General features: G+C 51.0%; 20 protein-coding genes, 1 other RNA gene and 1 pseudogene. 19 read left to right on the top strand and 3 right to left on the bottom strand.

Going from position 1 to position 24,619, the window contains the following annotated elements; genetic code table 11:
- From ACESOH_RS07775 to ACESOH_RS07745, 7 genes and pseudogenes are all read left to right on the top strand, one after another.
- Positions 1-333: pseudogene (locus tag ACESOH_RS07775) on the top strand (electron transport complex subunit RsxC); the annotation flags it as partial.
- An 11-nt stretch (positions 334-344) separates the two neighbouring features.
- Positions 345-1,430 carry an electron transport complex subunit RsxD gene (rsxD, locus tag ACESOH_RS07770; protein ID WP_373100610.1) on the top strand — a complete coding sequence of 362 codons (1,086 nt, stop codon included), beginning with the start codon at positions 345-347 and terminating at the stop codon, positions 1,428-1,430.
- A complete protein-coding gene (gene rsxG, locus ACESOH_RS07765) occupies positions 1,430-2,038 on the top strand; it encodes an electron transport complex subunit RsxG (protein ID WP_373100609.1) in 609 nt (202 codons plus the stop codon). The genes rsxD and rsxG overlap by 1 nt, the downstream gene beginning before the upstream one ends.
- 4 nt (positions 2,039-2,042) lie before the next feature.
- Positions 2,043-2,738 carry an electron transport complex subunit E gene (locus tag ACESOH_RS07760; RefSeq protein ID WP_032091988.1) on the top strand — a complete coding sequence of 232 codons (696 nt, stop codon included), beginning with the start codon at positions 2,043-2,045 and terminating at the stop codon, positions 2,736-2,738.
- A gap of 8 nt (positions 2,739-2,746) precedes the next feature.
- Positions 2,747-3,382: an endonuclease III gene (gene nth, locus ACESOH_RS07755; RefSeq protein WP_032091989.1), complete on the top strand. Its 636-nt coding sequence runs from the start codon at positions 2,747-2,749 to the stop codon at positions 3,380-3,382.
- Positions 3,383-3,434: 52 nt separating this feature from the next.
- The gene (locus tag ACESOH_RS07750) at positions 3,435-4,802 is read left to right on the top strand and encodes a sodium-dependent transporter (RefSeq protein WP_373100608.1); all 1,368 of its coding nucleotides are present in this window, start codon (positions 3,435-3,437) and stop codon (positions 4,800-4,802) included.
- A gap of 141 nt (positions 4,803-4,943) precedes the next feature.
- Entirely contained in the window at positions 4,944-5,699 is a 756-nt protein-coding gene (locus ACESOH_RS07745) for a class I SAM-dependent methyltransferase (RefSeq protein ID WP_373100607.1), read from the top strand.
- 91 nt (positions 5,700-5,790) lie between these two features.
- Here the strand turns inward: ACESOH_RS07745 and ACESOH_RS07740 are convergent, their stop codons facing one another.
- Positions 5,791-7,731 (bottom strand): ABC transporter ATP-binding protein, encoded by a 1,941-nt coding sequence (locus ACESOH_RS07740; protein ID WP_373100606.1) that lies wholly within the window; start codon positions 7,729-7,731, stop codon positions 5,791-5,793.
- A 289-nt stretch (positions 7,732-8,020) separates the two neighbouring features.
- The gene (locus ACESOH_RS07735; RefSeq protein ID WP_373100605.1) at positions 8,021-8,542 is read right to left on the bottom strand and encodes a gluconokinase; all 522 of its coding nucleotides are present in this window, start codon (positions 8,540-8,542) and stop codon (positions 8,021-8,023) included.
- Positions 8,543-8,795: 253 nt separating this feature from the next.
- On the opposite strand from ACESOH_RS07735, the gene idnD reads away from it, so the two are divergent.
- From idnD to cydC, 7 genes are all read left to right on the top strand, one after another.
- The gene (gene idnD, locus ACESOH_RS07730) at positions 8,796-9,833 is read left to right on the top strand and encodes an L-idonate 5-dehydrogenase (RefSeq protein ID WP_373100604.1); all 1,038 of its coding nucleotides are present in this window, start codon (positions 8,796-8,798) and stop codon (positions 9,831-9,833) included.
- Between the two features lie 13 nt (positions 9,834-9,846).
- Positions 9,847-10,611 carry a gluconate 5-dehydrogenase gene (gene idnO, locus ACESOH_RS07725; protein ID WP_373100603.1) on the top strand — a complete coding sequence of 255 codons (765 nt, stop codon included), beginning with the start codon at positions 9,847-9,849 and terminating at the stop codon, positions 10,609-10,611.
- A 24-nt stretch (positions 10,612-10,635) separates the two neighbouring features.
- A complete protein-coding gene (locus ACESOH_RS07720) occupies positions 10,636-11,985 on the top strand; it encodes a GntP family permease (protein ID WP_373100602.1) in 1,350 nt (449 codons plus the stop codon).
- Between the two features lie 99 nt (positions 11,986-12,084).
- Positions 12,085-12,936, top strand: a complete 852-nt coding sequence (locus ACESOH_RS07715; protein ID WP_032091998.1) for a co-chaperone YbbN — start codon at positions 12,085-12,087, stop codon at positions 12,934-12,936.
- Positions 12,937-13,018: 82 nt separating this feature from the next.
- The gene (gene trxB, locus ACESOH_RS07710) at positions 13,019-13,972 is read left to right on the top strand and encodes a thioredoxin-disulfide reductase (RefSeq protein ID WP_032091999.1); all 954 of its coding nucleotides are present in this window, start codon (positions 13,019-13,021) and stop codon (positions 13,970-13,972) included.
- Positions 13,973-14,248: 276 nt separating this feature from the next.
- A complete protein-coding gene (gene cydD / locus ACESOH_RS07705; RefSeq protein WP_373100601.1) occupies positions 14,249-16,012 on the top strand; it encodes a heme ABC transporter permease/ATP-binding protein CydD in 1,764 nt (587 codons plus the stop codon).
- Positions 16,012-17,745, top strand: a complete 1,734-nt coding sequence (gene cydC, locus ACESOH_RS07700; RefSeq protein WP_373100600.1) for a heme ABC transporter ATP-binding protein/permease CydC — start codon at positions 16,012-16,014, stop codon at positions 17,743-17,745. Before cydD ends, cydC begins: the two co-directional genes overlap by 1 nt.
- An 81-nt stretch (positions 17,746-17,826) precedes the next feature.
- On the opposite strand, the gene ffs is transcribed toward cydC, so the two are convergent.
- Positions 17,827-17,925: signal recognition particle sRNA small type (ffs, locus tag ACESOH_RS07695), an RNA gene on the bottom strand.
- 194 nt (positions 17,926-18,119) lie between these two features.
- Between ffs and tesB the strand changes: the two genes are divergently transcribed.
- From tesB to proX, 5 genes are all read left to right on the top strand, one after another.
- Complete coding sequence (tesB, locus tag ACESOH_RS07690; RefSeq protein WP_373100682.1) at positions 18,120-18,989, top strand: acyl-CoA thioesterase II; 870 nt, start codon at positions 18,120-18,122, stop codon at positions 18,987-18,989.
- Between the two features lie 247 nt (positions 18,990-19,236).
- A complete protein-coding gene (locus tag ACESOH_RS07685) occupies positions 19,237-20,757 on the top strand; it encodes a catalase (RefSeq protein ID WP_032092002.1) in 1,521 nt (506 codons plus the stop codon).
- 526 nt (positions 20,758-21,283) lie between these two features.
- The gene (proV, locus tag ACESOH_RS07680; RefSeq protein ID WP_373100599.1) at positions 21,284-22,477 is read left to right on the top strand and encodes a glycine betaine/L-proline ABC transporter ATP-binding protein ProV; all 1,194 of its coding nucleotides are present in this window, start codon (positions 21,284-21,286) and stop codon (positions 22,475-22,477) included.
- Complete coding sequence (gene proW, locus ACESOH_RS07675; RefSeq protein ID WP_373100598.1) at positions 22,477-23,496, top strand: glycine betaine/L-proline ABC transporter permease ProW; 1,020 nt, start codon at positions 22,477-22,479, stop codon at positions 23,494-23,496. Before proV ends, proW begins: the two co-directional genes overlap by 1 nt.
- Before the next feature lie 64 nt (positions 23,497-23,560).
- Positions 23,561-24,550 (top strand): glycine betaine/L-proline ABC transporter substrate-binding protein ProX, encoded by a 990-nt coding sequence (gene proX / locus ACESOH_RS07670; protein WP_373100597.1) that lies wholly within the window; start codon positions 23,561-23,563, stop codon positions 24,548-24,550.
- Positions 24,551-24,619: the final 69 nt, after the last annotated feature.

Below are 24,619 nucleotides of genomic sequence, written 5' to 3'. Positions count from 1 at the left end.
CGCGAAAATTCCACCGCACTTGATGATAAAAAAGCCGCTATCGCCGCCGCCATTGCGCGCGCCAAGGCCAAAAAAGCAGCGCAAAACGATAACGCCGCCAATCATGCCGACGCGACACCGCCGGCTGAAACAGTGCCACCGCAGTCACGCACACAGCCGGCGACTGACGGCGCAGCGGGAAAAAGTGCGGTAGAAAAACGCACCGAACATAATAGTGCGATCGAAAAAACTCGCGAAAATTCCACCGCACTTGATGATAAAAAAGCCGCTATCGCCGCCGCCATTGCGCGCGCCAAGGCCAAAAAAGCGGCGCAGCAACAAAATCACAATTAAGAGATAAAGATATGTTTAAAATGATCAGTTCACCGCATACCCATTCGGGCAAGCTCACCGCCCGGATCATGTTGTGGGTTATCGTCGCCATGCTGCCGGCACTGGGCGCACAACTCTATTACTTTGGTTTCGGCGTGCTGATTCAAGCCGCACTTGCTATTGTGTTCGGCTTACTGCTTGAATTCGGCGTTACGCTGTTACGCCGCAAACCCGCGTTTTTTTATATCGGTGATTTCAGCGTTATTCTGACCGCACTTATTCTGGCGATGGCGATTCCACCCTACGCGCCCTACTGGATAATTCTGCTCGGCGTCGGCTGCGCGGTGATTATCGGCAAGCATGTTTACGGCGGTCTGGGGCAGAATTTATTTAATCCCGCCATGGTCGGTTATGTGGTGTTGCTGGTATCTTTCCCACTGCAAATGACGACCTGGCTGCCGCCGGTTCAATTGCTGAACGAACCGCCGACTTTTGCCGACGCTTATTCGCTGATTTTCACCGGTTTCAGCACCGACGGTTTCAGCCTGCATCAATTAACCGCCGCGATTGACGGCATCACGCAGGCCACGCCTCTGGACAGCCTGAAAACCGCCGCCAAACACGGCGCCGACAGTTTTGCGCAGGTGGGATGGTCGCCGATTTTCGAGCGCATTTTACCGTTGGGCGGCGAAAGTCTGCCCGAAGGCATCGGCTGGACACAGGTGAATTTATGTTTTCTGGCGGGCGGTCTTTTCCTGATCTGGAAAAAGATTATTCACTGGCATATTCCGCTGGCGTTTTTAAGCACCATCTTTATTTTCAGCCTGTTCCACTGGTTTGCGCCGTTCGGCACCAATCCGCTCTGGCAATGGGTCAGCGGTGCGACGATGTTCGGGGCGTTTTTTATCGCCACCGACCCGGTCACCGCCTCCATTACACCGAAAGGCAAACTGGTTTTCGGCGCGCTGGCAGGTTGTCTGGTGTGTGTGATCCGTTTTTACGGTAACTACCCCGACGGCGTGGCATTCGCGATTTTGCTGGCCAATATCTGCGTGCCGCTGATCGATCACTATACCCGACCGCGCGTGGCCGGTCATTCGGCGAAAAGGGGGCAATAATGCAGCTTGTAAAAGTCAGTGTCCGTTACGGTTTGCTGCTGGGATTTATCGCGCTGATTTGTACCGCACTTTCCAGCGGAGTTTATTTTTTAACCAAAGATAAAATCGATCATGCCGTCGCAGAACAGCAGCGTAAATTGCTCCAGCAGGTGATTCCGCAAAACGATTTTGACCATGATTTGGCCGCCAGCTGCCAACCGATCAACGGCAGCATCGCGTATATCGATAAGCTGTGCCAGGCCGAGAAAAACGGGAAAACCGTCGCATACGCCTTTGAAACCACCGCGCCGGACGGTTATTCGGGCAATATCCGCCTGTTGGTGGGCATGACCGTGCAGGGTGAAATTCTCGGCGTGCGCGTGATCGAACACAAAGAAACGCCGGGACTGGGTGATAAAATCGAAACCCGCGTGTCGAACTGGATCCTCGCCTTTGCTCACCGGCATATTTCCCGCGACAACCAGAAAGACTGGGCGGTGAAAAAAGACGGCGGTACATTCGATCAGTTCTCCGGCGCCACCATTACGCCGCGCGCGGTAGTCAATCAGGTGAAACGGGCATCGCTTTCGTTGCTGGATTGGATGCAACAACAAAATACGCGAGGATAACGAGATGACAGAAACCACGCCAAAAACCACCGCACTTGACGCACCGAAAAGTGCGGTGCAAAACCGTTCCGTTTGGCGGGACATTTTTATTCAGGGTATCTGGAAAAATAACTCCACGCTGGTGCAGCTGCTCGGGCTTTGCCCGCTGCTGGCGGTCTCCAATACCGCAACCAACGCGCTGGGGCTGGGGCTCGCCACCATGCTGGTGCTGATGTGTACCAATACGGTCATCGCCCTGTTCCGCCAACATATTCCCAATCAAATCCGTATTCCGATTTATGTGATGATTATCGCCACCACGGTGACGATGGTGCAGCTGATGATGAACGCTTATACTTATACGCTGTATCAGGCGCTGGGAATTTTTATTCCGCTGATCGTCACCAATTGCATCGTGATCGGACGCGCAGAGGCGTTTGCCTCCAAAAACGGCATCCTGTATTCTCTGTTTGACGGTTTTTCCATGGGATTAGGCATGAGCCTGAGTTTATTCGTACTCGGCAGCCTGCGGGAAATTATCGGCACCGGCAAATGGTTCGACGGCATCGAAAATCTGTTGGGCAGCTGGGCCAGCGTTCTGCATGTGGAACTGTTCCATGCCGACAGCAGCTTTTTGCTGGCAATTCTGCCGCCCGGCGCCTTTATCGGCTTAGGTCTGATGCTGGCAATAAAAAACATGATTGATCATAACACCAAATAATTGCACAGATGAATAAACAACAACGCATCGAAATTCTGACCCGTTTACGGGATCATACCCCAAAACCCACAACCGAGCTTAGCTATCACTCGCCTTTCGAGCTGCTGATTGCCGTGATTCTGTCGGCGCAGGCCACCGATAAAGGCGTCAACAAAGCCACCGCCAAATTATTTCCGGTCGCCAACACGCCGCAGGCTATTTTGGATCTCGGCGTGGAGAAATTAAAAGACTATATCAAAACGATCGGGCTGTATAACAGCAAGGCGGAAAATATCATCAAAACCTGCCGAGATTTAATCGACAAACATCACGGCGAAGTACCGGAAAACCGTGAGGCGCTGGAAGCGCTGGCCGGCGTCGGACGCAAAACGGCCAACGTAGTGTTAAATACGGCTTTCGGTCATCCGACCATTGCGGTGGATACCCATATTTTCCGCGTCGCTAACCGCACCGGCTTCGCGCCGGGTAAAAACGTACTTGAAGTGGAAAAGAAACTGCTGAAAGTGGTGCCCGACGAATTTAAACTGGATGTCCACCACTGGCTGATTCTGCACGGCCGCTATACCTGCATCGCCAGAAAACCGCGTTGCGCCTCCTGCATTATCGAAGATCTGTGCGAATATAAAGACAAAACCGATATTTAATCGACCGACTGCGCCATAAACGGCATGATTATCAACCCATTAAGGCAATATTATGACAACAAAAACAACTGAAAGACAAACCTGGTCCAGCCGGCTGACTTATGTAATGACGGTTGCCGGGGCGACCGTCGGCTTCGGCGCAACCTGGCGGTTTCCCTATCTGGTGGGAGAAAACGGCGGCGGCGCTTATGTCTTACTGTTTTGCATTGCGATGCTGGTTATCGGTATTCCGATGATTCTGGTGGAAAACGTTATCGGTCGTCGTCTGCGGGTAAATTCCATCGACGCTTTCGGCGACAGACTGGCAAGCAAGCCCATTGCCAAAGGCTGGAAAATCATCGGCTATATGGGGCTGCTCGGCGCGTTCGGTATTATGGCCTATTACATGGTGCTCGGCGGCTGGGTGATCAGCTATATCGTCAATCTGATCAGCGGCAATCTCGATATTTCGCACACCATCAGCAAAGAAATCGCGCAAAATTTTTATGATCGGCATATTACCGACAGTCCGCTGGCCATTACGCTTTACACCTTTCTTTTTGTGGCGGTCAATTACATCATTTTGGCCAAAGGCATTATCGGCGGCATCGAACGTTCGGTCAAATATCTGATGCCACTGCTGTTTGTCTTTTTACTCGGTATGGTTATCCGTAACATTACGTTACCGGGCGCGATGGAAGGCATTATTTATTATTTAAAACCGGATTTCTCCAAAATCACACCGCAGCTGTTTATTATGGTGCTGGGGCAGGTTTTCTTTGCGTTAAGTTTGGGATTCGGCGTGATCGTTACCCTGTCCAGCTATCTCAGTAAGCAGGAAAATCTGATTCAGACCGCCGTCATCACCGGTTTCACCAACACAATTATCGCCGTGCTTGCCGGCTTTATGATTTTTCCTTCCCTGTTCAGCTTTGGGATCGAACCGAATGCCGGCCCCACGCTGGTTTTTCAGAGTCTGCCGATCGTCTTTTCCCATTTATGGGCGGGGCGCTTTTTCGCCGTGATTTTCTTCAGCTTATTGCTGATTGCCGCCCTAACCACCTCCATTACCATTTATGAAGTGATTATCACCGCATTGCAGGAAAAGCTCAGAATGCGCCGCAGCAAGGCCATCGCACTGACGCTGGGCGGCATTTTCCTGTTCGGCAATATTCCGTCGATTTTAAGTAATAATCTGCTGCAAAACGTCACTTTCTTCGGTAAAAATATTTTTGACGCCTTTGATTATGTCAGCGGCAATATTCTGTTTTTGCTCACCGCTTTGGGTTGCGCCGTTTTTGTGGGTTTCGTGCTGAAAGAAGATGCCAGAAAAGAGCTTTCTTCCACACCGGATTCCGTTTTCACGACCCTCTGGTTTAATTATGTGAAATTTGTTGTGCCATTAATTATCTTATTGATTTTTATTAGTAATTTAGTGTAATCCAAGCAGGGCGGTTGCGCACCGGCAACCGCTCGTTCCCCGTTTTCGTCCCCTCCCGTAAATAAGACTGAATATCATTACCATATTTATTTTAAATCTGATATATTTAGTCAACCATTTTTATCCGGAGGACGAAATCACATGAAAAAAGAGGAAGTCGGCCACAATTTTCTTGCCCGTTTAGGTAAAACGCGTTTGCGTCCGGGCGGCCGAAAAGCAACGGAATGGCTGATTGGCAACGGCGATTTCAGCCGCGATAAACAGGTGCTGGAAGTGGCCTGCAATATGGGCACAACCGCCATCGGGCTGGCGAAACGCTTCGGCTGCCATATTGAAGGGGTGGATCTGGATGAAGCGGCGCTGCGCAAAGCCGAAACCCATATCGCCGCACAAGGATTGCAGGATCTGATTCATGTACGGCGCGCCAATGCGCTGTCATTGCCCTTTGACGATGCGAGCTTTGATATCGTCATCAATGAGGCTATGCTGACCATGTTGCCGCTGCCGGCAAAAATCAAGGCGGTGGGCGAATATTATCGGGTGTTAAAACCGGGCGGTTTTTTGCTGACCCACGATGTGATGCTGACCGGCACAAACCGCGAAGCCGTTTTGCAGCAACTGCGGGAAGCGATCAATATCAGCGTCACGCCGCTGAGCAAAACGGACTGGATAAAAGTATTTGCCGACGGCGGTTTTCGCAATATCGACACTTTTAACGGTGAAATGACACTGCTGTCGCCGCGCGGCATGCTGTATGACGAGGGCCTTCTCGGCAGTCTGAAAATCATTAAAAACGCGCTGAAACCGGAAAACCGCGCCACCTTTAAAAAAATGTTCAAGGTATTTAACGATCCGCGCAAACCATTAAACTTTATCGCGGTATGCGCCCAGAAATAACCTGCCCGGCGAAAAAAGTGCGGTAAAAAAGTGCGGTAAAAAAACACTGAATTTTCACCGCACTTTCCACCGTCAAAACACTGCCTGCTTATCAGCTTTTTGCCGCATTGGCTTTTTCTTCCAGCGCCTCCCAGCGCACAAACGCTTCTTCCAGCCCCTGTTCTGCGTCGGCAAGTGCCTGCAGTTTTGCCGAGGTGTATGCATGATCCTGCTGGAAAAACTCGGCGCTGCCGATTTCCGCTTGCAATGCGCTGATGTTTTGTTCTAACGTTTCCAGCAACTGCGGCAGCTGTTCCAGCTCGCGCTGCTCCTTATAGGATAATTTCGGTGAGCGGTTTTTCGGCGCGGCGGCGGAAACCGCTTTATTTTGTACCGCACTTTTCTCACTGTCGGCAACGGTTTTCGGCGCCTGCGCAGCGGCTTTGGCCGCAAAATAATTGGCCTGCTGCTGTTTGGCATCATGAAAACCGCCGATATATTTATTCAGTACGCCGTCGCCTTCAAACAGATAACATTCCGTCGCAGTGTTATCGATAAACTGACGATCATGGCTGACGATCAACAACGTGCCCTGATAATCGGTCAGAATATCTTCCAGTAATTCCAGGGTTTCCACATCCAGATCATTGGTCGGTTCGTCTAAAATCAGCAGATTATTCGGCTTAAGCAACAGTTTTGCCAGCAGCAGGCGGTTGCGTTCGCCGCCGGATAAGGCTTTAACCGGCGTCATGGCTCGCTTCGGCGGAAACAGAAAATCCTGCAAATAGCCCAATACATGCCGTTTCACGCCGTTGACTTCAATATCCTGCTTACCGTCCGCCACATTGTCCATCACGCTTTTTTCCGGATCCAGCTCGGCGCGGTATTGGTCGAAATAAGCAATCTCCAGTTTGGTGCCGCGGCGAATTGCGCCGGAAGTCGGCTGAATGTCGCCGAGCAGCAATTTAATCAAGGTGGTTTTTCCACAACCGTTCGGCCCGACCAAGGCGATTTTATCGCCGCGTAAAATGGTCGTGCTGAAATGGCTTAGCAAGGTTTTCCCGCCGATTTCATAGCTGACGTCGTCCAGCTCAAACACTATCTTGCCGGAACGGCTTGAGTTATCCAGCTGTAATTTCGCACTGCCCAGCACATCGCGGCGCTGACGGCGTTCCTCACGCAACGCTTTTAACGCCCGCACACGCCCTTCGTTACGGGTACGGCGCGCTTTGATGCCTTGGCGAATCCAGATTTCTTCCTGTGCCAGTTTTTTATCGAACAACTCGTTTTGCAGCGCTTCCACGCGCAGGTTTTCTTCTTTTGTCGTCAGATAGCGATCATAATCGCCCGGATAAGACACCAGCTTGCCGCGATCCAAATCCACAATCCGGGTCGCCATTTTGCGGATAAAGGAACGATCATGCGAAATAAATACGATACTGCCGGCAAAACCTGACAGGAATTCTTCCAGCCATTCAATGGTGTCCACATCCAAGTGGTTGGTGGGTTCATCCAGCAGTAACACATCCGGCTCGCACACCAGCGCTCTGGCCAGCGCCGCTTTGCGCAGCCAACCGCCGGATAAATCGGCTAACTGCGTTTCCGCATTCAGCGTCAGTCTTGCCAGCACGTCGTTGATTTTATTTTCAAACCGCCAGCCGTCGGTATGTTCCAGCTCCGTTTGAATGCGCGCCAACTGATTCAGCGTCTGCTCACTGCCGTCTTTTTCCAGCCGGCGGGAAAGCTGGTGATATTGTTTTAATAAATCTGCCAGATGACCGATGCCCTCAGCCACATAATCAAACACATTGCCCTGCGCATGCCGCGGCGGATCCTGCTCCAGACGGGAAACCACCAGCTCCCGCTCAAGTTGCAGACGGCCGTCGTCCAGCATAATGTCGCCGGCCAGAATTTTCATTAAGGTGGATTTGCCCGCGCCGTTACGCCCCACCAGACACACCCGCTCGCCACTTTCGATATGCAGTTCAGCCTTATCCAATACGGGCTGATCGCCGAAAGCCAGATATCCCTCGGTTAAACTAATTAATGCCACTGTTATTCCTGAATTCGTTGTCAAAAAATCAGGCGGAATTTTATCAGTTTCAGGGGCGTTTTTGTAGCAAAGAAAACGCGCCGGCACGCCTTTCCGCGAAGAAACCTTGATGTTATCCTCAATGCCACCGGTCAAAAGCGGCACACCTCGCCGCCCGATGGAATCAATAAAAAGTATGCAAAAAAATACCGCACTTTATCCCCTGCTCAACTTCTCAGCCGGCTGTTTGAAAATAAAAAACGCGCAAAAAATACCGCACTTTATGATGCCGGGCATCTGCGCGAAACGATTATAAAAACGGCGTTAATGCCACGATACAACGTTGCACGACCGTTTCAAAAGCGCCGTCGATATCAATCGGAATCACATCCGTTTCATCCGCCTGCGGCACTTCCAGCGTATCGAACTGGCTTTTCAGCATTTCCGTTTTCATATAATGGCCTTTGCGCTGCCGCATGCGCGCAAGGATTAATTCAAAAGATCCGTGCAGGAATAAAAATTTCACGCTTTCGTTGCCCTCACGAATCATATCCCGGTATTTTCGTTTCAATGCGGAACAGACAATAATACCGACTTCGCTTTTATGCTCAAGACTGAACGCCGCATCACGGATCCGTTCCAGCCACGGCGCCCGATCCTCATCGTTGAGCGGCTGCCCCTGCCCCATTTTGATAATATTCGCCCGCGGATGCAGATCATCGCCGTCGATTAATTTAATCCCCAAACGATGGGCGACCTCCGTGCCCACCGTCGTTTTTCCGGTACTGGAAACCCCCATCAGAATAAAACTTTTCCCTTTTGTATTCAGCATCACAAAACTCCTTAGCCTGACGCCCTCATCTTTCCTGGGGCTACAATAACAAAAATCCGCCCTAAAGTTACCAGTAACATCAAATTTTGTGATTTACCTCACAAAAAATAAACAACGACGCGTTATACTGAATCACGTTACCGACAAAAAATTTGAACTTCATCACAATTTACGCCAATGAACGCAAATTTCGCTTTACGAAACCGTTCGAAGAATTTATGTTACCAGTAACCCAATAAAGACGGAGCAGAAAATGAACAGAGAGACGCTTTCCTGTGTGGTAAAAGGGCCAAAGCAGGTAGCCATCATCAAACAGCCGCTGGCCTATGATCCGAACGATCAGCAAACGCTGGTACAAATTACTCGCGGCGGGATCTGCGGTTCCGATTTACATTACTACCAGCATGGAAAAGTGGGCAATTTTGCGCTAAAACACCCGATGATATTGGGCCATGAGGTGATCGGCAAAGTGATTAAAACCAGCGCGCCGAATCTCTATGAAGGTCAAAAGGTGGCTATTAATCCGAGTAAACCCTGCGGCCGGTGCAAATATTGTTTATCCGGTGAAACCAATCAGTGCGAAACCATGCGCTTTTTCGGCAGCGCTATGTATGATCCCCATATCGACGGCGGATTCACCCGTTTTAAAGTGGTTGATAATGCACAATGTATTCCCTATGCCGCCCACGCGCCGGATGAAGTCATGACATTTGCCGAACCCTTGGCGGTAGCAATCCATGCGGCCAAACGTGCAGGCCATTTACAGGGTAAACGGGTCTTTATTTCCGGGGTCGGCCCGATCGGCTGCCTGACCGTCGCCGCCGTTAAGGTATTGGGCGCAAAAGAAATCGTCTGTGCCGATATCAGCGCGCGTTGTCTGGCGCTGGCCGAGCAGATGGGAGCGGATAAAACCCTTAACGCACAGGATGATTTCAGCCAATACCGGCAACATAAAGGTGCTTTTGACGTGTCTTTTGAGGCTTCGGGGCATCCCGCCTCAATCCTGCGTTGTCTGGATGTCACCAAAGCGCGCGGTACCATCGTGCAGATCGGTATGGGCGGTGCGGTCGCCGATTTTCCTCTGATGCAGCTTATCGCTAAAGAAATCAGCTGGACAGGCACTTTCCGTTTTGTCGAAGAATTCAATACCGCCGTACAGTGGTTAAGTGAGGGCAAAATCAATCCCCTGCCTTTATTATCAAAAACCTTCCCGTTTACCGAATTGCAGCAAGCGCTTGAAAGTGCGGGAAATAAAAACGCCATCGCAAAAGTTCAGCTGACTTTTGCATAAGGGAGAGAACAGGATGAACAACCTTTTTTCATTACAGGGCAAACGTATTTTAATTACCGGTTCCAGCAGAGGGATCGGCAATATTCTGGCACAGGGGCTCGCCCGTTACGGTGCCGAGGTGATCATTAACGGCACGGCGCAGGATAAAGCCGAGCAGGCGGCGGAAAAACTGCGCGCACAAGGGCTCACTGCACATGCGGTGGCCTTTGATGTGACCGATACGGCGGCGGTTCGGCAGGCAATTGATGAGATTGAACGGCATATCGGCCCGCTTGATGTGCTGATCAATAATGCCGGCATTCAACGCCGTCATCCGTTCTGCGATTTTCCGGAAGCGGAGTTTGATGAGATCATTAAAGTGAACCAAAAAGCAGTGTTTATGGTGTCTCAGACCGTCGCCCGCTATATGGTGCAACGCCGGCAAGGCAAGATCATCAATATCGGCTCCATGCAAAGCGAACTGGGGCGCGATACCATCACCCCTTATGCGGCCTCCAAAGGCGCGGTGAAAATGCTGACCCGCGGTATGTGTGTGGAACTTGCCCGCTACAATATTCAGGTCAACGGAATTGCGCCGGGCTATTTCAACACCGAACTCACCCGCCCTTTGGTGGAAGACAAGGCGTTTACCGCCTGGTTATGTCAGCGCACACCGGCGGCACGCTGGGGCGATCCGCAAGAACTGGTGGGCGCGGCGGTATTTTTCTCATCCGCCGCCTCAGATTTCGTTAACGGTCAGTTGCTGTTCGTCGATGGCGGCATGCTGGCAGCAGTTTAAGATTATTTTAAAGAGGAATTTACTATGTTGATTTTCATCATGATCGCATCGGTTTTGCTGTTGCTCCTGCTGATTATGAAATTTAAAGTGCATGCCTTTGTGGCGCTGTTTATCGTCAGTTTACTGACCGCACTTGCCACCGGCATTCCCATTGATAAAATTCTGCCGACCCTGCTGAACGGTTTCGGCGGCACGCTGGCGTCGGTGGCGTTATTAGTGGGGCTGGGCGCTATGATCGGCCGCCTGCTTGAAATCACCGGCGGCGCGAAAGTGCTGGCTGATACGCTCATCAATAAATTCGGCGAGAAAAAAGCGCCGCTGGCCTTAGGGGTGGCCTCGTTACTGTTCGGCTTCCCGATTTTCTTTGATGCCGGTCTGGTGGTAATGCTGCCGATCATCTTCAGTGTGGCCAAACGCTTCGGCGGTTCCGTTTTGCGTTACGCCTTTCCGGCGGCCGGTGCCTTTGCCGTAATGCACGCGTTTGTGCCGCCGCATCCCGGCCCGGTGGTTTCCGGCGATTTATTGGGCGCCAATATGGGATTATTGGTGATCGTAGGATTTCTGTGCGCCATTCCGACCTGGTATCTTTCCTGTTATCTGTTCGGCAAATATCTAGGTCAAAAGATCATGCTGCCGTTGCCGAAATCGTTCCTGAACGCCTCGGCAATTAATGAAACTGCGGTGTTAAATCCGCCGAGTTTTAAAAAAGTGTTGGCGGTTTTATTGTTGCCGTTGATCCTGATTTTATTTGATACCGGCTTAAACACCTTGTCGGTGACGAACGTCATCGACGGTTCGCAGCTTTGGGTGGAAAGCCTGCGCTTACTGGGCAAAACCCCGGTTGCGTTGCTGATTACTCTGATCGTCGCTATTGTCTTGCTGAAAGACCAGCGCACCGGCGAGCAAATCGAAAAAATCTGCGATAATGCCCTCGGCCCGATTTGTTCCATCGTACTGGTCACCGGTGCCGGCGGAATGTTCGGCGGCGTGCTGCGCGCCAGCGGTATCGGCGATGTACTGGCCGCCATGCTGTCCGATACCGGTATGCCGGTGATCGTCGCCGCCTTTATTATTTCCGCGGCGCTGCGGGTGGCGCAGGGTTCCGCTACCGTCGCGCTGACCACCACCTCGGCGCTGATTGCACCGACCGTGGCGGCGACCGCCGGTCTCAGTCAGTTCGATTTGTGCTTTATCGTGATCGCCATTGCTTCCGGCGCAACGGTGTTATCCCATGTTAATGACAGCGGTTTCTGGCTGGTCAGCCGTTTTCTTGAAATGGATACCAAAACCACGCTGAAAACCTGGACGGTACAGGAAACGCTGATCGGACTTGTCGGTTTCGCGCTTTCTGTAATCGGCAGCGTGCTGCTCTAATTGCGCATCGAAAAGTGCGGTGCGATTGAGAAAAGTTTTCAAAAAGCACCGCACTTTTGTTACAATCCTGTCAATTTTCTCAACCGGACAGGATTGAATATGACGCCTTATCTTATTGACATCAACGAACAAAATCTCACCGATACGCTGCAACTTGCCCAGCAAACCCCGCTGGTATTGGTGTTTTACGCGCCAAGCCATGCGCAATCGGTGGAATTTTCCGCATTGCTGGAACGCTATGCGGAGAAACATCAGGGGCAGTTTACGCTGGGTAAAATCAACTGCGAAACGGAACAAATGATCGCCGCGCAATTTGGCATTCAGGCGCTGCCGACCACTTACCTGTTTAAAGACGGGCAGGCGCTGGACGCCTTTCAGGGGCCGTTGGATGAAGCCACATTACAACAGCGTTTGAGCGTGATTTTGCCGAAAGAAGAGGAAATCAAATTCAATCAAGCGCTGGATTTTCTGCAGGTGCAAGACTACGACGCGGCGCTGCCGTTATTAAAAGACGCCTGGGAGTTATCCGAGCGCAAAAACAGCGATATTGCGCTGCTGTATGCGGAAACCTACATCGCCATTAAACGCACCGAACCGGCGCAGGAAATTTTAAACGGCATTCCGCTACAGGATCGGGACAGCCGCTGGCAAGGCTTACAGGCGCAAATCGATTTGCTGATCAAAGCGGCGGACACGCCTGAAATTCAGCAATTACAAGCCGAGTTCAAACAAAATCCGAGTGCCGAAATCGCCCTCAAACTGGCAGTGCAACTGCATCAGGCAAACCGCAACGAAGAAGCGCTGACGCTGCTGTTCGATATTCTGAAACAGGATCTGAACGCACAAAACGGCGAGGTCAAGCAACAGTTTCTTTCCATTCTGGCGGCAATCGGCAACAATGATCCGGTCACCAATAAATATCGCCGATTGCTGTATTCGCTGCTCTATTAATGAATTCATTGATTGAAATCCTTATAATGGACACCATATTAAGACACAATTTCATCGGTTATTTTTAACAAAAGGATTTTTTATGTCAGAGATTAAACACAGTAAACTGCTTATTTTAGGTTCCGGCCCTGCCGGTTATACGGCGGCGATTTATGCCGCCCGCGCCAATTTAAAACCGGTGCTGGTAACCGGCCTGCAACAGGGCGGACAATTAACCACCACCAGCGAAATTGAAAACTGGCCGGGCGATTTCGGCGATACCACCGGCCCGGCATTAATGCAGCGTATGTTGCAGCACGCAGAAAAATTCGATACCGAAATCGTCTTTGATCATATCGGCCGGGTGGATTTATCATCCCGTCCGTTTAAACTTTACGGTGATGCGCAGACTTTCAGCTGCGATGCGTTAATCATCGCCACCGGCGCCTCCGCCCGCTATCTCGGTCTGCCTTCCGAAGAAGCCTATAAAGGTCGTGGCGTTTCGGCTTGCGCCACCTGTGACGGCTTTTTCTACCGCAACAAACCGGTCGCCGTTGTCGGCGGCGGCAATACCGCGGTGGAAGAAGCGCTGTATCTGGCCAATATCGCCGCCGAAGTGCATCTGATCCACCGCCGCGACAGTTTCCGCGCAGAAAAAATTCTGATCGATCGGTTATATAAGAAAGTCGAAGAAGGCAAAATCGTGCTACATACCGACCGCACTTTAGAGGAAGTATTGGGCGATGACATGGGCGTGACCGGCGTGCGTCTGAAAGATACCCAATCCGGCGCGCTTGAAGAAGTCAAACTGGACGGCGTCTTTATTGCCATCGGGCATGCGCCGAACACGGAGATTTTCGCCGATCAACTGGAGCTGAACAATGGCTATATTGTGGTGAAATCCGGTCTGGACGGCAACGCCACCGCCACCTCGGTGGCAGGCGTGTTCGCCGCCGGCGATGTGATGGATCACAATTACCGTCAGGCGATCACTTCCGCCGGCACAGGATGTATGGCGGCACTGGATGCCGAGCGTTTTCTTGATGCGCAGGCATAAATCAGCCGAAAACACACCGCACTTTACTCACGCTCCGGCCTGTTTCCCCGCGTCACCGGCCCAAGCGTGAGCTGATTTTGCTACCGATGATAGCGGCGCTAAGCTGTGAATAACCTGCCGGCGTTTTATCCGGCAAAGCGCGGATAAAATCAGCGGTTAAATCGAATGTCTTTTGGGGCTGATTTTACTTCCACCAAGCGAAAAAGACGTGGCGCATTAAAGCGACAAAATAACGGATGACTATCCGGACTGCATAAAGAAAAGAAACAAGACGTTATGGACAAAATCCGCCAAAAACAATTGCAGCAATGGCTGCGCGCTCAGCAGCAGCCCATCAGAAAATTACTGACCCTCAATATTCTGCTGGCAAGCCTTTCTTCCGTAATTTTAGTGGCGCAAACCTACTTTTTAGCCAACATTCTGCACCATCTGATTATTCTGCACACCGCGCGCAGCGAGCTGGCGCCTTATTTTTTCGGTTTGATCGCAGGCTTTGCCTTGCGGGCGCTGATTTTATGGCTGCGCGAAAAAATCGGCTTTAAGTGCGGTCGGCAATTACGCAATATTATCCGCCAACGGATTCTGGATAAAATTCATCAGGTGGGGCCGGCGACCATCAATCATAAACCGGCGGGCAGCTGGGCGACCATCATGCTGGAACAGGTGGAAAACCTGCACAATTTTTATGCCCGCTATCTGCCGCAGCAGGCGCTGGCCGGCATTGTGCCGCTGGTTATTTTGCTTGCGGTATTTCCGTTAAACTGGGCGGCGGGAGCCATTTTGCTGCTCACCGCGCCGCTGATTCCGCTGTTTATGATTTTAGTCGGGCTTGCCGCCGCCGACAGCAGCCAGAAAAATATGGCGACCCTTGCCCGCCTGAGCGGTCAGTTTCTTGATCGTCTGCGCGGGCTGGAAACCCTGCGCCTGTTCAACCGCACGCAGGAACAGACCCGCCATATTGAAGATAATGCCGATGATTTCCGCATCACCACCATGGAAGTGCTGAAAATGGCATTTTTATCTTCCGCCGTCCTGGAATTTTTCACCTCGATTTCGATTGCTCTGATGGCGGTATATTTCGGATTCAGTTATTTGGGCGAACTCGACTTCGGCAGCTACGGCACGCCGATAACTTTATTTATCGGCTTTTTCTGCTTAACGCTGGCGCCGGAATTTTATCAGCCGCTGCGTGATCTCGGCACGTATTATCATGATCGTGCGGCCGCTATCGGTGCCGCCGATGCGATCGTCGATTTCCTGCAACAGGATTATCTGACCGCCCAATCCGCCGCACAACAGCTGCTTCATCTGCAAAGTGCGGTCGAAATTGCGGCACAAAATTTAGTCGTACTGTCGCCGCAGGGCGAGGCGCTGACCCAACCGCTCAATTTTACTTTGGCACCGCGCAGCCACACTGCGCTGGTCGGTCAAAGTGGCGCCGGCAAAACTTCGCTGATGAATGTCCTGTTAGGTTTTCTGCCTTATCGGGGCAGCCTGAAAATCAACGGCGTCGAACTTAATCAAACGGATCTGCTCAAATGGCGCCGCGCGATTGCCTGGGTAGGGCAAAATCCGCTGCTGTTGCAGGGCACCATCAGAGAAAACCTGCTGCTCGGCGGCATAGAGGCCGACCCGCAGCGCATCGAACAGGCGTTAAGCCGCGCCAGCGCAACAGAATTTACCGATAAGCTGGGGCTGGATGCCGAAATAAAAGAAAACGGTAGCGGGCTTTCCGTCGGTCAGGCACAGCGTCTGGCCATTGCGCGCGCGCTGCTGCGTCAGGGGCATCTGCTGCTGTTGGATGAGCCGACCGCCAGTCTGGATGCGCAATCGGAAAACCGGGTGTTGCAAGCGCTACAGCATATCAGCCGCGAGCAGACCACGCTGATGATCACCCACCGAATCGAGGATCTGAAACAGTGCGATCATATTCTGGTGATGCGGCAAGGACAAATCGTCCAGCAAGGGCATTTCGACCAATTGCAGGAACAGGGCTTTTTTGCCGAGTTACTGGCTCAACGTAAACAGGACATCAACTAATGCGCGCCTTACTTCCTTTTTTATCATTATTCAAACATGCCCGCTGGGTATTATTACTGGGCTTGCTGCTGATGCTGGGCGGGCTTGCCGCCAGTATCGGGCTGTTAACCGTTTCGGGCTGGTTTCTGGCCGCTACGGCGATTGCCGGTGTGGGGACGCTGTTTAACTATTTTTATCCCTCCGCCAGCGTGCGCGGACTGGCGATCGGCCGCACCGTCACCCGTTATTTTGAAAAAATCGTCACCCACGATGCCACCTTCCGGGTGTTGGCGACATTGCGGGTGCAGGTCTTTCGCAAAATCATTCCGCTCAGCCCCGCGGTATTAAACCGTTATCGCAACAGCGACTTATTAAATCGTCTGGTGGCGGATGTGGATACGTTGGACAGTCTTTATCTGCGGCTGATCGCCCCGTTTGTGAGCGCGCTGACCGTGATTGTATTGCTCACCATCGCCCTGAGCCTGTTTAATGTGACGCTGGCGCTGTTTATCGGCATCAGTCTGTTTTTGCTGCTCCTGTGCGTGCCGACGGTGTTTTATCATCTGGGCAGACGCTTCGGCAGTAAACTGACCCATGCCCGCGCCCGTTATCGCACCCAGTTTGTGGAATTTATCCAGGCGCAGGCGGAATTGCTGCTGTTTAACGCGGAGCAGCCGTTAAAACAGAAATTACAGCACACGGAACAACAATGGCAGCATTATCAGCAGCGGGAAGCCAATTTATCCGGATTATCCACCGCACTTTTGCTGTTCGCCAACGGGCTGATTTTATCGGCGACCCTATGGTTCGCCGCCGAGGCGGATTTCGGCAGCGGTCAGTACCGCGCGGCACTGATCGCGCTGTTTGCCTTCGCCGCGCTGGCAGCGTTTGAGATTTTAATGCCGCTCGGCGCGGCGTTTTTACATATCGGACAGGTTATCGCTTCCGCCGAACGGGTCAGTGAAATCACCGAACAGCCGCCTTTAGTCACCTTTAACGGCACGCAAACCTGCGAAAAAACCACCGCACTTTCCCTTCGGATAACCCATCTGAGTTTCGCCTATCCGCAACGTTCGGATACGGCGCTGGATAACATCAATTTAACGGTGGAAGCGGGACAGAAAGTGGCGATTTTAGGCAAAACCGGCAGCGGCAAATCCACGTTACTGCAACTGCTGGTGCGCAATTATGATCCGCAGCAAGGCGACATTTTACTTGGCGGCGAACCGATTGCGGCCTACAGCGAACACAGTCTGCGTACGCAAATGTGCTTTTTAACCCAGCGCGTGCATGTTTTCAGCGATACGCTGCGCAATAATCTGCAGCTGGCCGCCGCACAGAAAATCGACGATAACAGGATGCTGGCGATCTTAGAACAAGTCGGTCTGGATAAACTGGCACAGCAGGAACAGGGGCTGGATATTTGGCTGGGCGACGGCGGGCGTCCGCTGTCCGGCGGCGAACAGCGCCGTTTAGGACTGGCGCGCATTTTATTAAACGACGCCCCTATGCTGCTGCTGGATGAACCTACCGAAGGTCTGGATCGCGAAACCGAACGCCGTATGCTGGCATTGATCCTGCGGCATTGCGAAAACAAAACCCTGCTGATGGTCACCCATCGGCTGACCGCCATTGAGCGTTTCGATAAACTTTGCGTGATCGACCAATCCCGTTTAATCGAACAGGGCAGCTATCGGGAATTAATCCATAAACCCGACGGCTGCTTCCGCCGGCTGGCGCAAAGAATCGAATGAAAGACCCGGCGGCATTGCGCTTTCGCAAAACCGGAAAAGACACGGGGCGGCTTACATGCCGCCCCGCTGAAATGGGTGGAAACCTTTCCGGCTTGATCTCGGCACACGGAAATTCTGACTTTGGCTGCTTTCTTCCGAACCTGACCGGGTAAACCAGACACCATTGCGAGGAACCGAAAAGGTTTCCGTAGAATTAACCGCACAGGCGGTTAAGGCTTGGTATTATGCAATAAGCGGATGATGATTGCAAATCTTTCTCCGCCGATTACAATTAAATGCTCAAACAATATGCCGCCCTGTCCGCCGCACGGCATATCCGCGCGGTGCCGGCGGGGTTTAACATTCACTCGGATATCTATAAAAAGGAAAATACTATGTCGGCAGTACTCAATAATCTGATACAACTTCTCAAACTGGAAAGACTGGATGATGTATTGTTCCGCGGCGAAAGTCAGGATCTCGGCCTGCGCCAGCTGTTCGGCGGTCAGGTGATCGCACAAGCGCTGTCCGCGGCGATTCAGGTTGCGCCGCACAATCGCATTCTACATTCCTGCCACGCTTATTTCTTAGCGCCGGGCGACAGTCAGCACCCGATTATCTATGATGTGGAAACCCTGCGCGAAGGGCGCAACTTTACCGCATTGCGGGTAAAAGCCATTCAGCATAATCAACCGATTTGCCATATTACCGCGTCTTTTCAGATTGAAGAACGCGGTTTTGAACATCAAAGCCCGATGCCGCAGGTGGGCGACCCGCAGGATTTCCTGCAGGAAAGCGTGATGATGCAAAAACTGGCGCAATACATTCCCGAGGCGGTGCGCGATAAATTCACCGCGGAACGGCCGTTTGATATTCGCACCAAATATATGAATAATCCGTTTAGCGGCACAAAATTGCCGCCGGAGCAATACGCTTGGGTAAAAGCCAACGGCAGCGTGCCGGCGGATCTGAAAATTCAGCAATGTCTGCTGGCCTATTTCTCCGATTTTCATACTTTATTGACCGCACTTCATCCGCATAAAAAAGGCTTTCTGGAAGCGGGCATGAAAGTGGCGACTATCGACCACGCCATTTGGTTTCACCGTCCGTTCGATCTGAACGACTGGCTGCTTTACGCATTGGAAAGTAATAACGCTTACGGCGCACGAGGACTGGCGCGGGGAGAAATTTTCGACCGGCAGGGACGCCTTATCGCCACCACCCAGCAGGAAGGGCTGATTCGCTATTGCGCAGACAAAAAATAGCACCGTTAATACCGTACTTTTCCTCCGCCGGGATGCCCTCCGCCTCCCGGCGATACGTTCGATACCCATCCATTTATAACACGCCTTTGTTGAGTTACCGCCAGCCGTTTTATCCGACTTTGTCTTGTTTGATAGATATAACAAATTGAATTTATTACTTTAATAGTTAAAAATTTATCTGTATGATGATTAAAGTTATTTTTTATTTACGATTACTTTCAATCCCTCTACCTTAAAGGAGTATGTTATGAGCAAATGCCCTGTCACACATTTAACCATGAACAACGGTGCGCCGGTGGCGGACAACCAAAACAGTCTGACCGCCGGCGAGCGCGGCCCGTTGCTGGCACAGGATTTATGGCTGAATGAAAAGCTGGCGAATTTTGTGCGCGAAGTGATTCCGGAAAGACGCATGCATGCCAAAGGATCCGGTGCTTACGGCGTATTTACGGTAACGCACGATATTACCCGCTACACCAAAGCGAAAATTTTCAGTCAAATCGGTAAACAGACGGAAATGTTCGCCCGCTTTACCACCGTTGCCGGTGAACGCGGTGCGGCGGATGCCGAACGCGATATTCGCGGCTTTGCGCTAAAGTTTTATACCGAAGAAGGCAACTGGGATATGGTGGGAAATAATACCCCGGTCTTTTTCCTGCGCGATCCGCGTAAATTTCCGGATTTAAACCGTGCCGTCAAACGCGATCCACGCACCAACATGCGTTCGGCAAATAATAACTGGGATTTCTGGACGTTGTTGCCGGAAGCGCTGCATCAAGTCACGATTGTGATGAGCGATCGCGGCATCCCCGACGGTTATCGCCATATGCACGGCTTCGGTTCGCACACATACAGTTTTATCAACGCCGAAAACGAACGTTACTGGGTCAAATTCCATTTCCGCACCCAGCAGGGCATTAAAAATCTGACGAATAAAGAAGCGGCGGCAATTATCGCCAAGGATCGGGAAAGCAGCCAGAACGATTTATATCAGGCTATTGAACGCGGCGATTTCCCGAAATGGACTCTGTTTATTCAGGTGATGCCGGAAGCCGAGGCGGAAAAAGTGCCTTATCATCCGTTTGATTTAACTAAAGTCTGGCCGAAAAAAGATTATCCGCTAATTGAAGTGGGCGAATTCGAGCTTAACCGCAATCCGGAAAATTTCTTTGCCGAAGTGGAACAAGCCGCTTTCGCACCAAGCAATCTGGTTCCCGGGATCAGCGTCTCGCCGGATAAAATGCTGCAGGCGCGCTTGTTTAATTACGCCGATGCTCAGCGTTATCGTCTGGGAGTGAATTTCAATCAAATTCCGGTTAACGCGCCGCGCTGCCCGGTACACAGTAATCTGCGCGACGGTGCGGGGCGGGTTGACGGCAATTACGGCGGCGGCCCGCACTACGAACCGAACAGTTTCGCCCAATGGCAGGAGCAAAAACAGTATGCCGAGCCGCCGTTGAAGATCAACGGCGATGCCGCCCATTGGGAATATGCCAACACCAACGACGATTATTTCGAGCAGCCGCGTGCGCTGTTCCGCTTGATGACCGCCGACCAGCAACAGGCGCTATTTGACAATACCGCCGCGGCCATGGGCGATGCTTATACGTTTATTAAATACCGCCATATCCGTAACTGCTACGCCTGCGATCCGGCTTACGGCAAAGGGGTCGCCGCAGCGCTGGGATTAACCCTTGAGGATGCGGCGGCCGCTTACGAAACCGATCCGGCACAGGGTTTTGCCCGTCTGGTCAACATCGAATTATAATCCGACAGCAACATAATCCATTCGGGGGCGTAATACGCCCCTGTTTTATTACTGCTAAAACGCTAAAGTGCGGTCATTATTTCATAAGTTTTGGTATAAATTATTGCTGTTTTATGGAGAATAATATCGCGTTTTATTTATTGCGATAATTCCGAACAAAGTTAATAGAATATTAATAATTACAGCCATATTATCAAATAAATTATTTACACCATAACAATAAATTTTATAAATAAATTTCCATAAATTACAATATTATTAAAAAAATAAAAACCCTCAAAACTTACTCAGCACATTCTTTATTTACGCTATAAAACACTTCCGAGAAGCAATATTCCAGCAAAATTTGAAAATAATTAACCAATTGAAAAATTTGTAATTTAAACAGAGAAATCCGCCATAAACCACATATTATCACCGACATCGGTTTGCATTCTTGTTATTTTTTTGTTAAGGTAAATTGACTTGCGCCATTCAACATTTTTTAACCACCTTTATTTTTTAACTTTAGGAGATAATAATTATAATGTCAGTAAAATTATCCGTTAAAAATTTATATAAAATTTTCGGAGAGCATGAAGACGCCGCATTTAAATTATTAGAAAAAGGCTCATCGAAAGAAGAGGTTTTTTCTAATACGGGATCGACCGTCGCCGTAAATAATGTCTCGCTGGAAATTATGTCCGGTGAAATATTCGTGATTATGGGATTGTCCGGCTCGGGAAAATCAACCTTAGTCCGCTTATTGAATCGTTTAATCGAACCGAGCAAAGGCCATGTGTTTATCGACAACGACGATATCGCCGAAATGTCGGAAAGCGAATTACGCGAAGTTCGGCGTAAACGTATCAGCATGGTGTTCCAGTCTTTCGCCCTAATGCCGCATATGACGATTGTGGAAAATACCGCATTTGGTCTGGAATTGTCCGGCATTCCGCTCAAAGCGCGTCAGCAAAAAGCCCTGGAGGCGTTAAGCCGGGTCGGACTGGAAGCCTATGCCGATTCTTATCCGTCGGAACTTTCCGGCGGTATGCAGCAACGGGTCGGGCTGGCGCGGGCATTGGCCAATGATCCGGAGATTTTGTTAATGGACGAGGCCTTTTCGGCGCTTGACCCGTTAATCCGCACCGAAATGCAGGACGAGCTGTTGCGATTACAGGAAAATTCCGACCGCACTATTGTGTTTATTTCTCATGATTTGGATGAAGCCATGCGCATCGGCAACCGCATTGCCATTATGCAAAACGGTCAGGTGATTCAGGTCGGCCAGCCGGATGAGATTTTACAAAATCCGGCAAACGATTATATCCGCTCCTTCATTCAGGGGGTTAACGTTTCCAACGTACTGACGGTGAAAGACATCGCCAGCAAACGGCATTTACTGGATATCGTGCAGAAAACCGATAACGAAAAACCGCATGTGGCGCTCAAATTGCTGGAACAGCACGAACGTGATTTTGCCGTGGTATCCGATCGCCGTGGCATCTATCAGGGCATGGTTTCGGTGGATTCGCTGCAACAGGCGAAACGCAACAAACAATTACTGGCGGACAGTTTTATTGAAATCACCGCCTTGCCGCCGGACAGTTTGATCGGCGATGTTATCAGCGATGTGGCGCAGGCGCCCTGCCCGCTTCCGATTGTTGACCGACACGGACGTTATTATGGGGTTATCACCAAAGTGAAAGTATTACAAACATTAGATAGAAGGACTGAATAATGACAACGGAAAATGCAGCAAATACAGATGCCTGGGACAGTATGACGCAAAGCGCGACGCAAACGGACACCGCCGATTGGCTGACCGCGTCGCAGCACAGCGCGCAATTCGACTGGCTCCACCCTTTTAACGATACGTTGATTCCTTTCGGTCATTGGGTGGAAAGCGCAATCAACTGGCTGGTTATGCATTTAAGAGATTTTTTCCTGTTTATCAGCGCACCGATTGACACCATTTTAACCTTATTTCAATCGTTATTTAATTTACTGCCGCCGACGGTCATGTTGCTGGTGCTGAGTTTAATCGTATGGCAGCTTTCCACCTTTCGGCTGGCATTATTGACATTGCTGTCGATGATCGTGATCGGCGCCGTCGGTGCCTGGGACGAAATGATGATCACGCTGGCGCTAGTGCTGACTTCGGTCTCCTTTTGTTTGCTTATCGGCTTGCCGATGGGGATCTGGATGGCGCGTTCGCAGCGCGCCTCGGCTATTATCAAACCGATTCTGGATGCCATGCAAACCACGCCGGCATTTGTGTATTTAGTGCCGATCGTGATGCTGTTCGGGATCGGTAACGTACCCGGCGTAGTCGTCACCATTATCTTTGCCTTGCCACCGATTATCCGCCTGACCATTTTAGGTATCCGTCAAGTGCCGGAATCACTGATTGAAGCGGCAAACGCCTTCGGCGCAAACCGCAAACAGTTATTATATAAAGTACAGCTGCCGTTAGCCATGCCGTCAATTATGGCGGGCATTAACCAAACCTTAATGCTGTCGCTGTCGATGGTGGTGATCGCCTCCATGATTGCGGTCGGCGGTTTAGGTCAAATGGTGCTGCGCGGCATCGGCCGTCTGGATATGGGACAAGCGGCGACTGGCGGATTAGGCATCGTGTTAATGGCGATTATTTTGGATCGCTTAACCCAAAAAGTCGGCGAAAACATGCAAAGCACCACGCGCCAGCGTTGGTATCAGCGCGGTATTATCGGCCTGTTTGCCCGCACCAAACAATAACCGTCGATAAACCGGCATAAATGTACCGGCTCGCTTACCGAATAACATCAATGAAGGAGAAAACATGTTACATAACACAACAAAAATGACCGCACTTACCCTTTTTTCCGTTTTTAGCGCCGCGACAGTGCAGGCGAACGACACGGTGATTCAGCCGATTCAAAGCACCATTGCGGAAGAAACCTTTCAAACGGTGTTGGTATCAAAAGGTCTGGAAGCGTTGGGCTATCAGGTTAACGCACCGAAAGAAGTGGATTACAATGTGGCTTATGCGTCGGTTGCCAACGGCGACGCCACTTTCCTCGCCACCAACTGGAGCCCGCTGCATGATGATAAATACGAAAAAGCCGGCGGCGACAACGCCTTCTACCGTCAGGGGGTTTATGTGAATAACGCGGTACACGGCTATTTAATTGATAAAAAAACCGCGGATAAATACGGCATTACCAATATCGGCCAGCTCAAAGATCCGGCAATGGCAAAATTATTCGACCATGACGGCGACGGCAAAGCCAATTTAACCGGCTGTAACCCGGGCTGGGGTTGTGAACGCGCCATTAATGAGCATTTCGATATTTATCAGCTGGGCGACACCATTGAACACGATCAGGGCAACTACTCCGCGCTGATCGCCAATACCATCGCCCGTTATAAAAACGGCGAACCGGTGCTGTATTACACCTGGACGCCGTACTGGGTCAGCGGCGTGCTGGTGCCCGGCAAAGATGTAGTCTGGCTTGAAGTGCCGAAAGACACCGCGCCCGGCAAAACTGCGCCGAAAAATACCGCACTTGCGAACGGTAAAGATTACGGGTTCACCATGAATACGATCAACATTATCGCCAATAAAACGTTCGCTCAACAGCATCCGGACGCGGCAAAATTATTCTCGCTGATGAAACTGCCGTTAAGCGATATTAACGCGCAGAATATGGCAATGCGTCAGGGACAGAATTCAACGAAAGACATCGAGCGTCATGTGGACGGCTGGATTAAAGCCCATCAGGCCGAATTCGACAACTGGGTGGCACAGGCAAAAGCGGCGAAAAAATAACCGCACTTAGTCTGCTCACTCGCCGATAAAATAAGCCTGACCGCTAACGGTCAGGCTTATTTTTTGGCA

The sequence above is a fragment of the Necropsobacter rosorum genome (genome assembly GCF_964241405.1).
Classification (GTDB): Bacteria; Pseudomonadota; Gammaproteobacteria; order Enterobacterales; family Pasteurellaceae; genus Necropsobacter; species Necropsobacter rosorum.
Note: the sequence above shows the minus strand (reverse complement) of the source record. Positions and strands in the feature narration are given on the sequence as shown.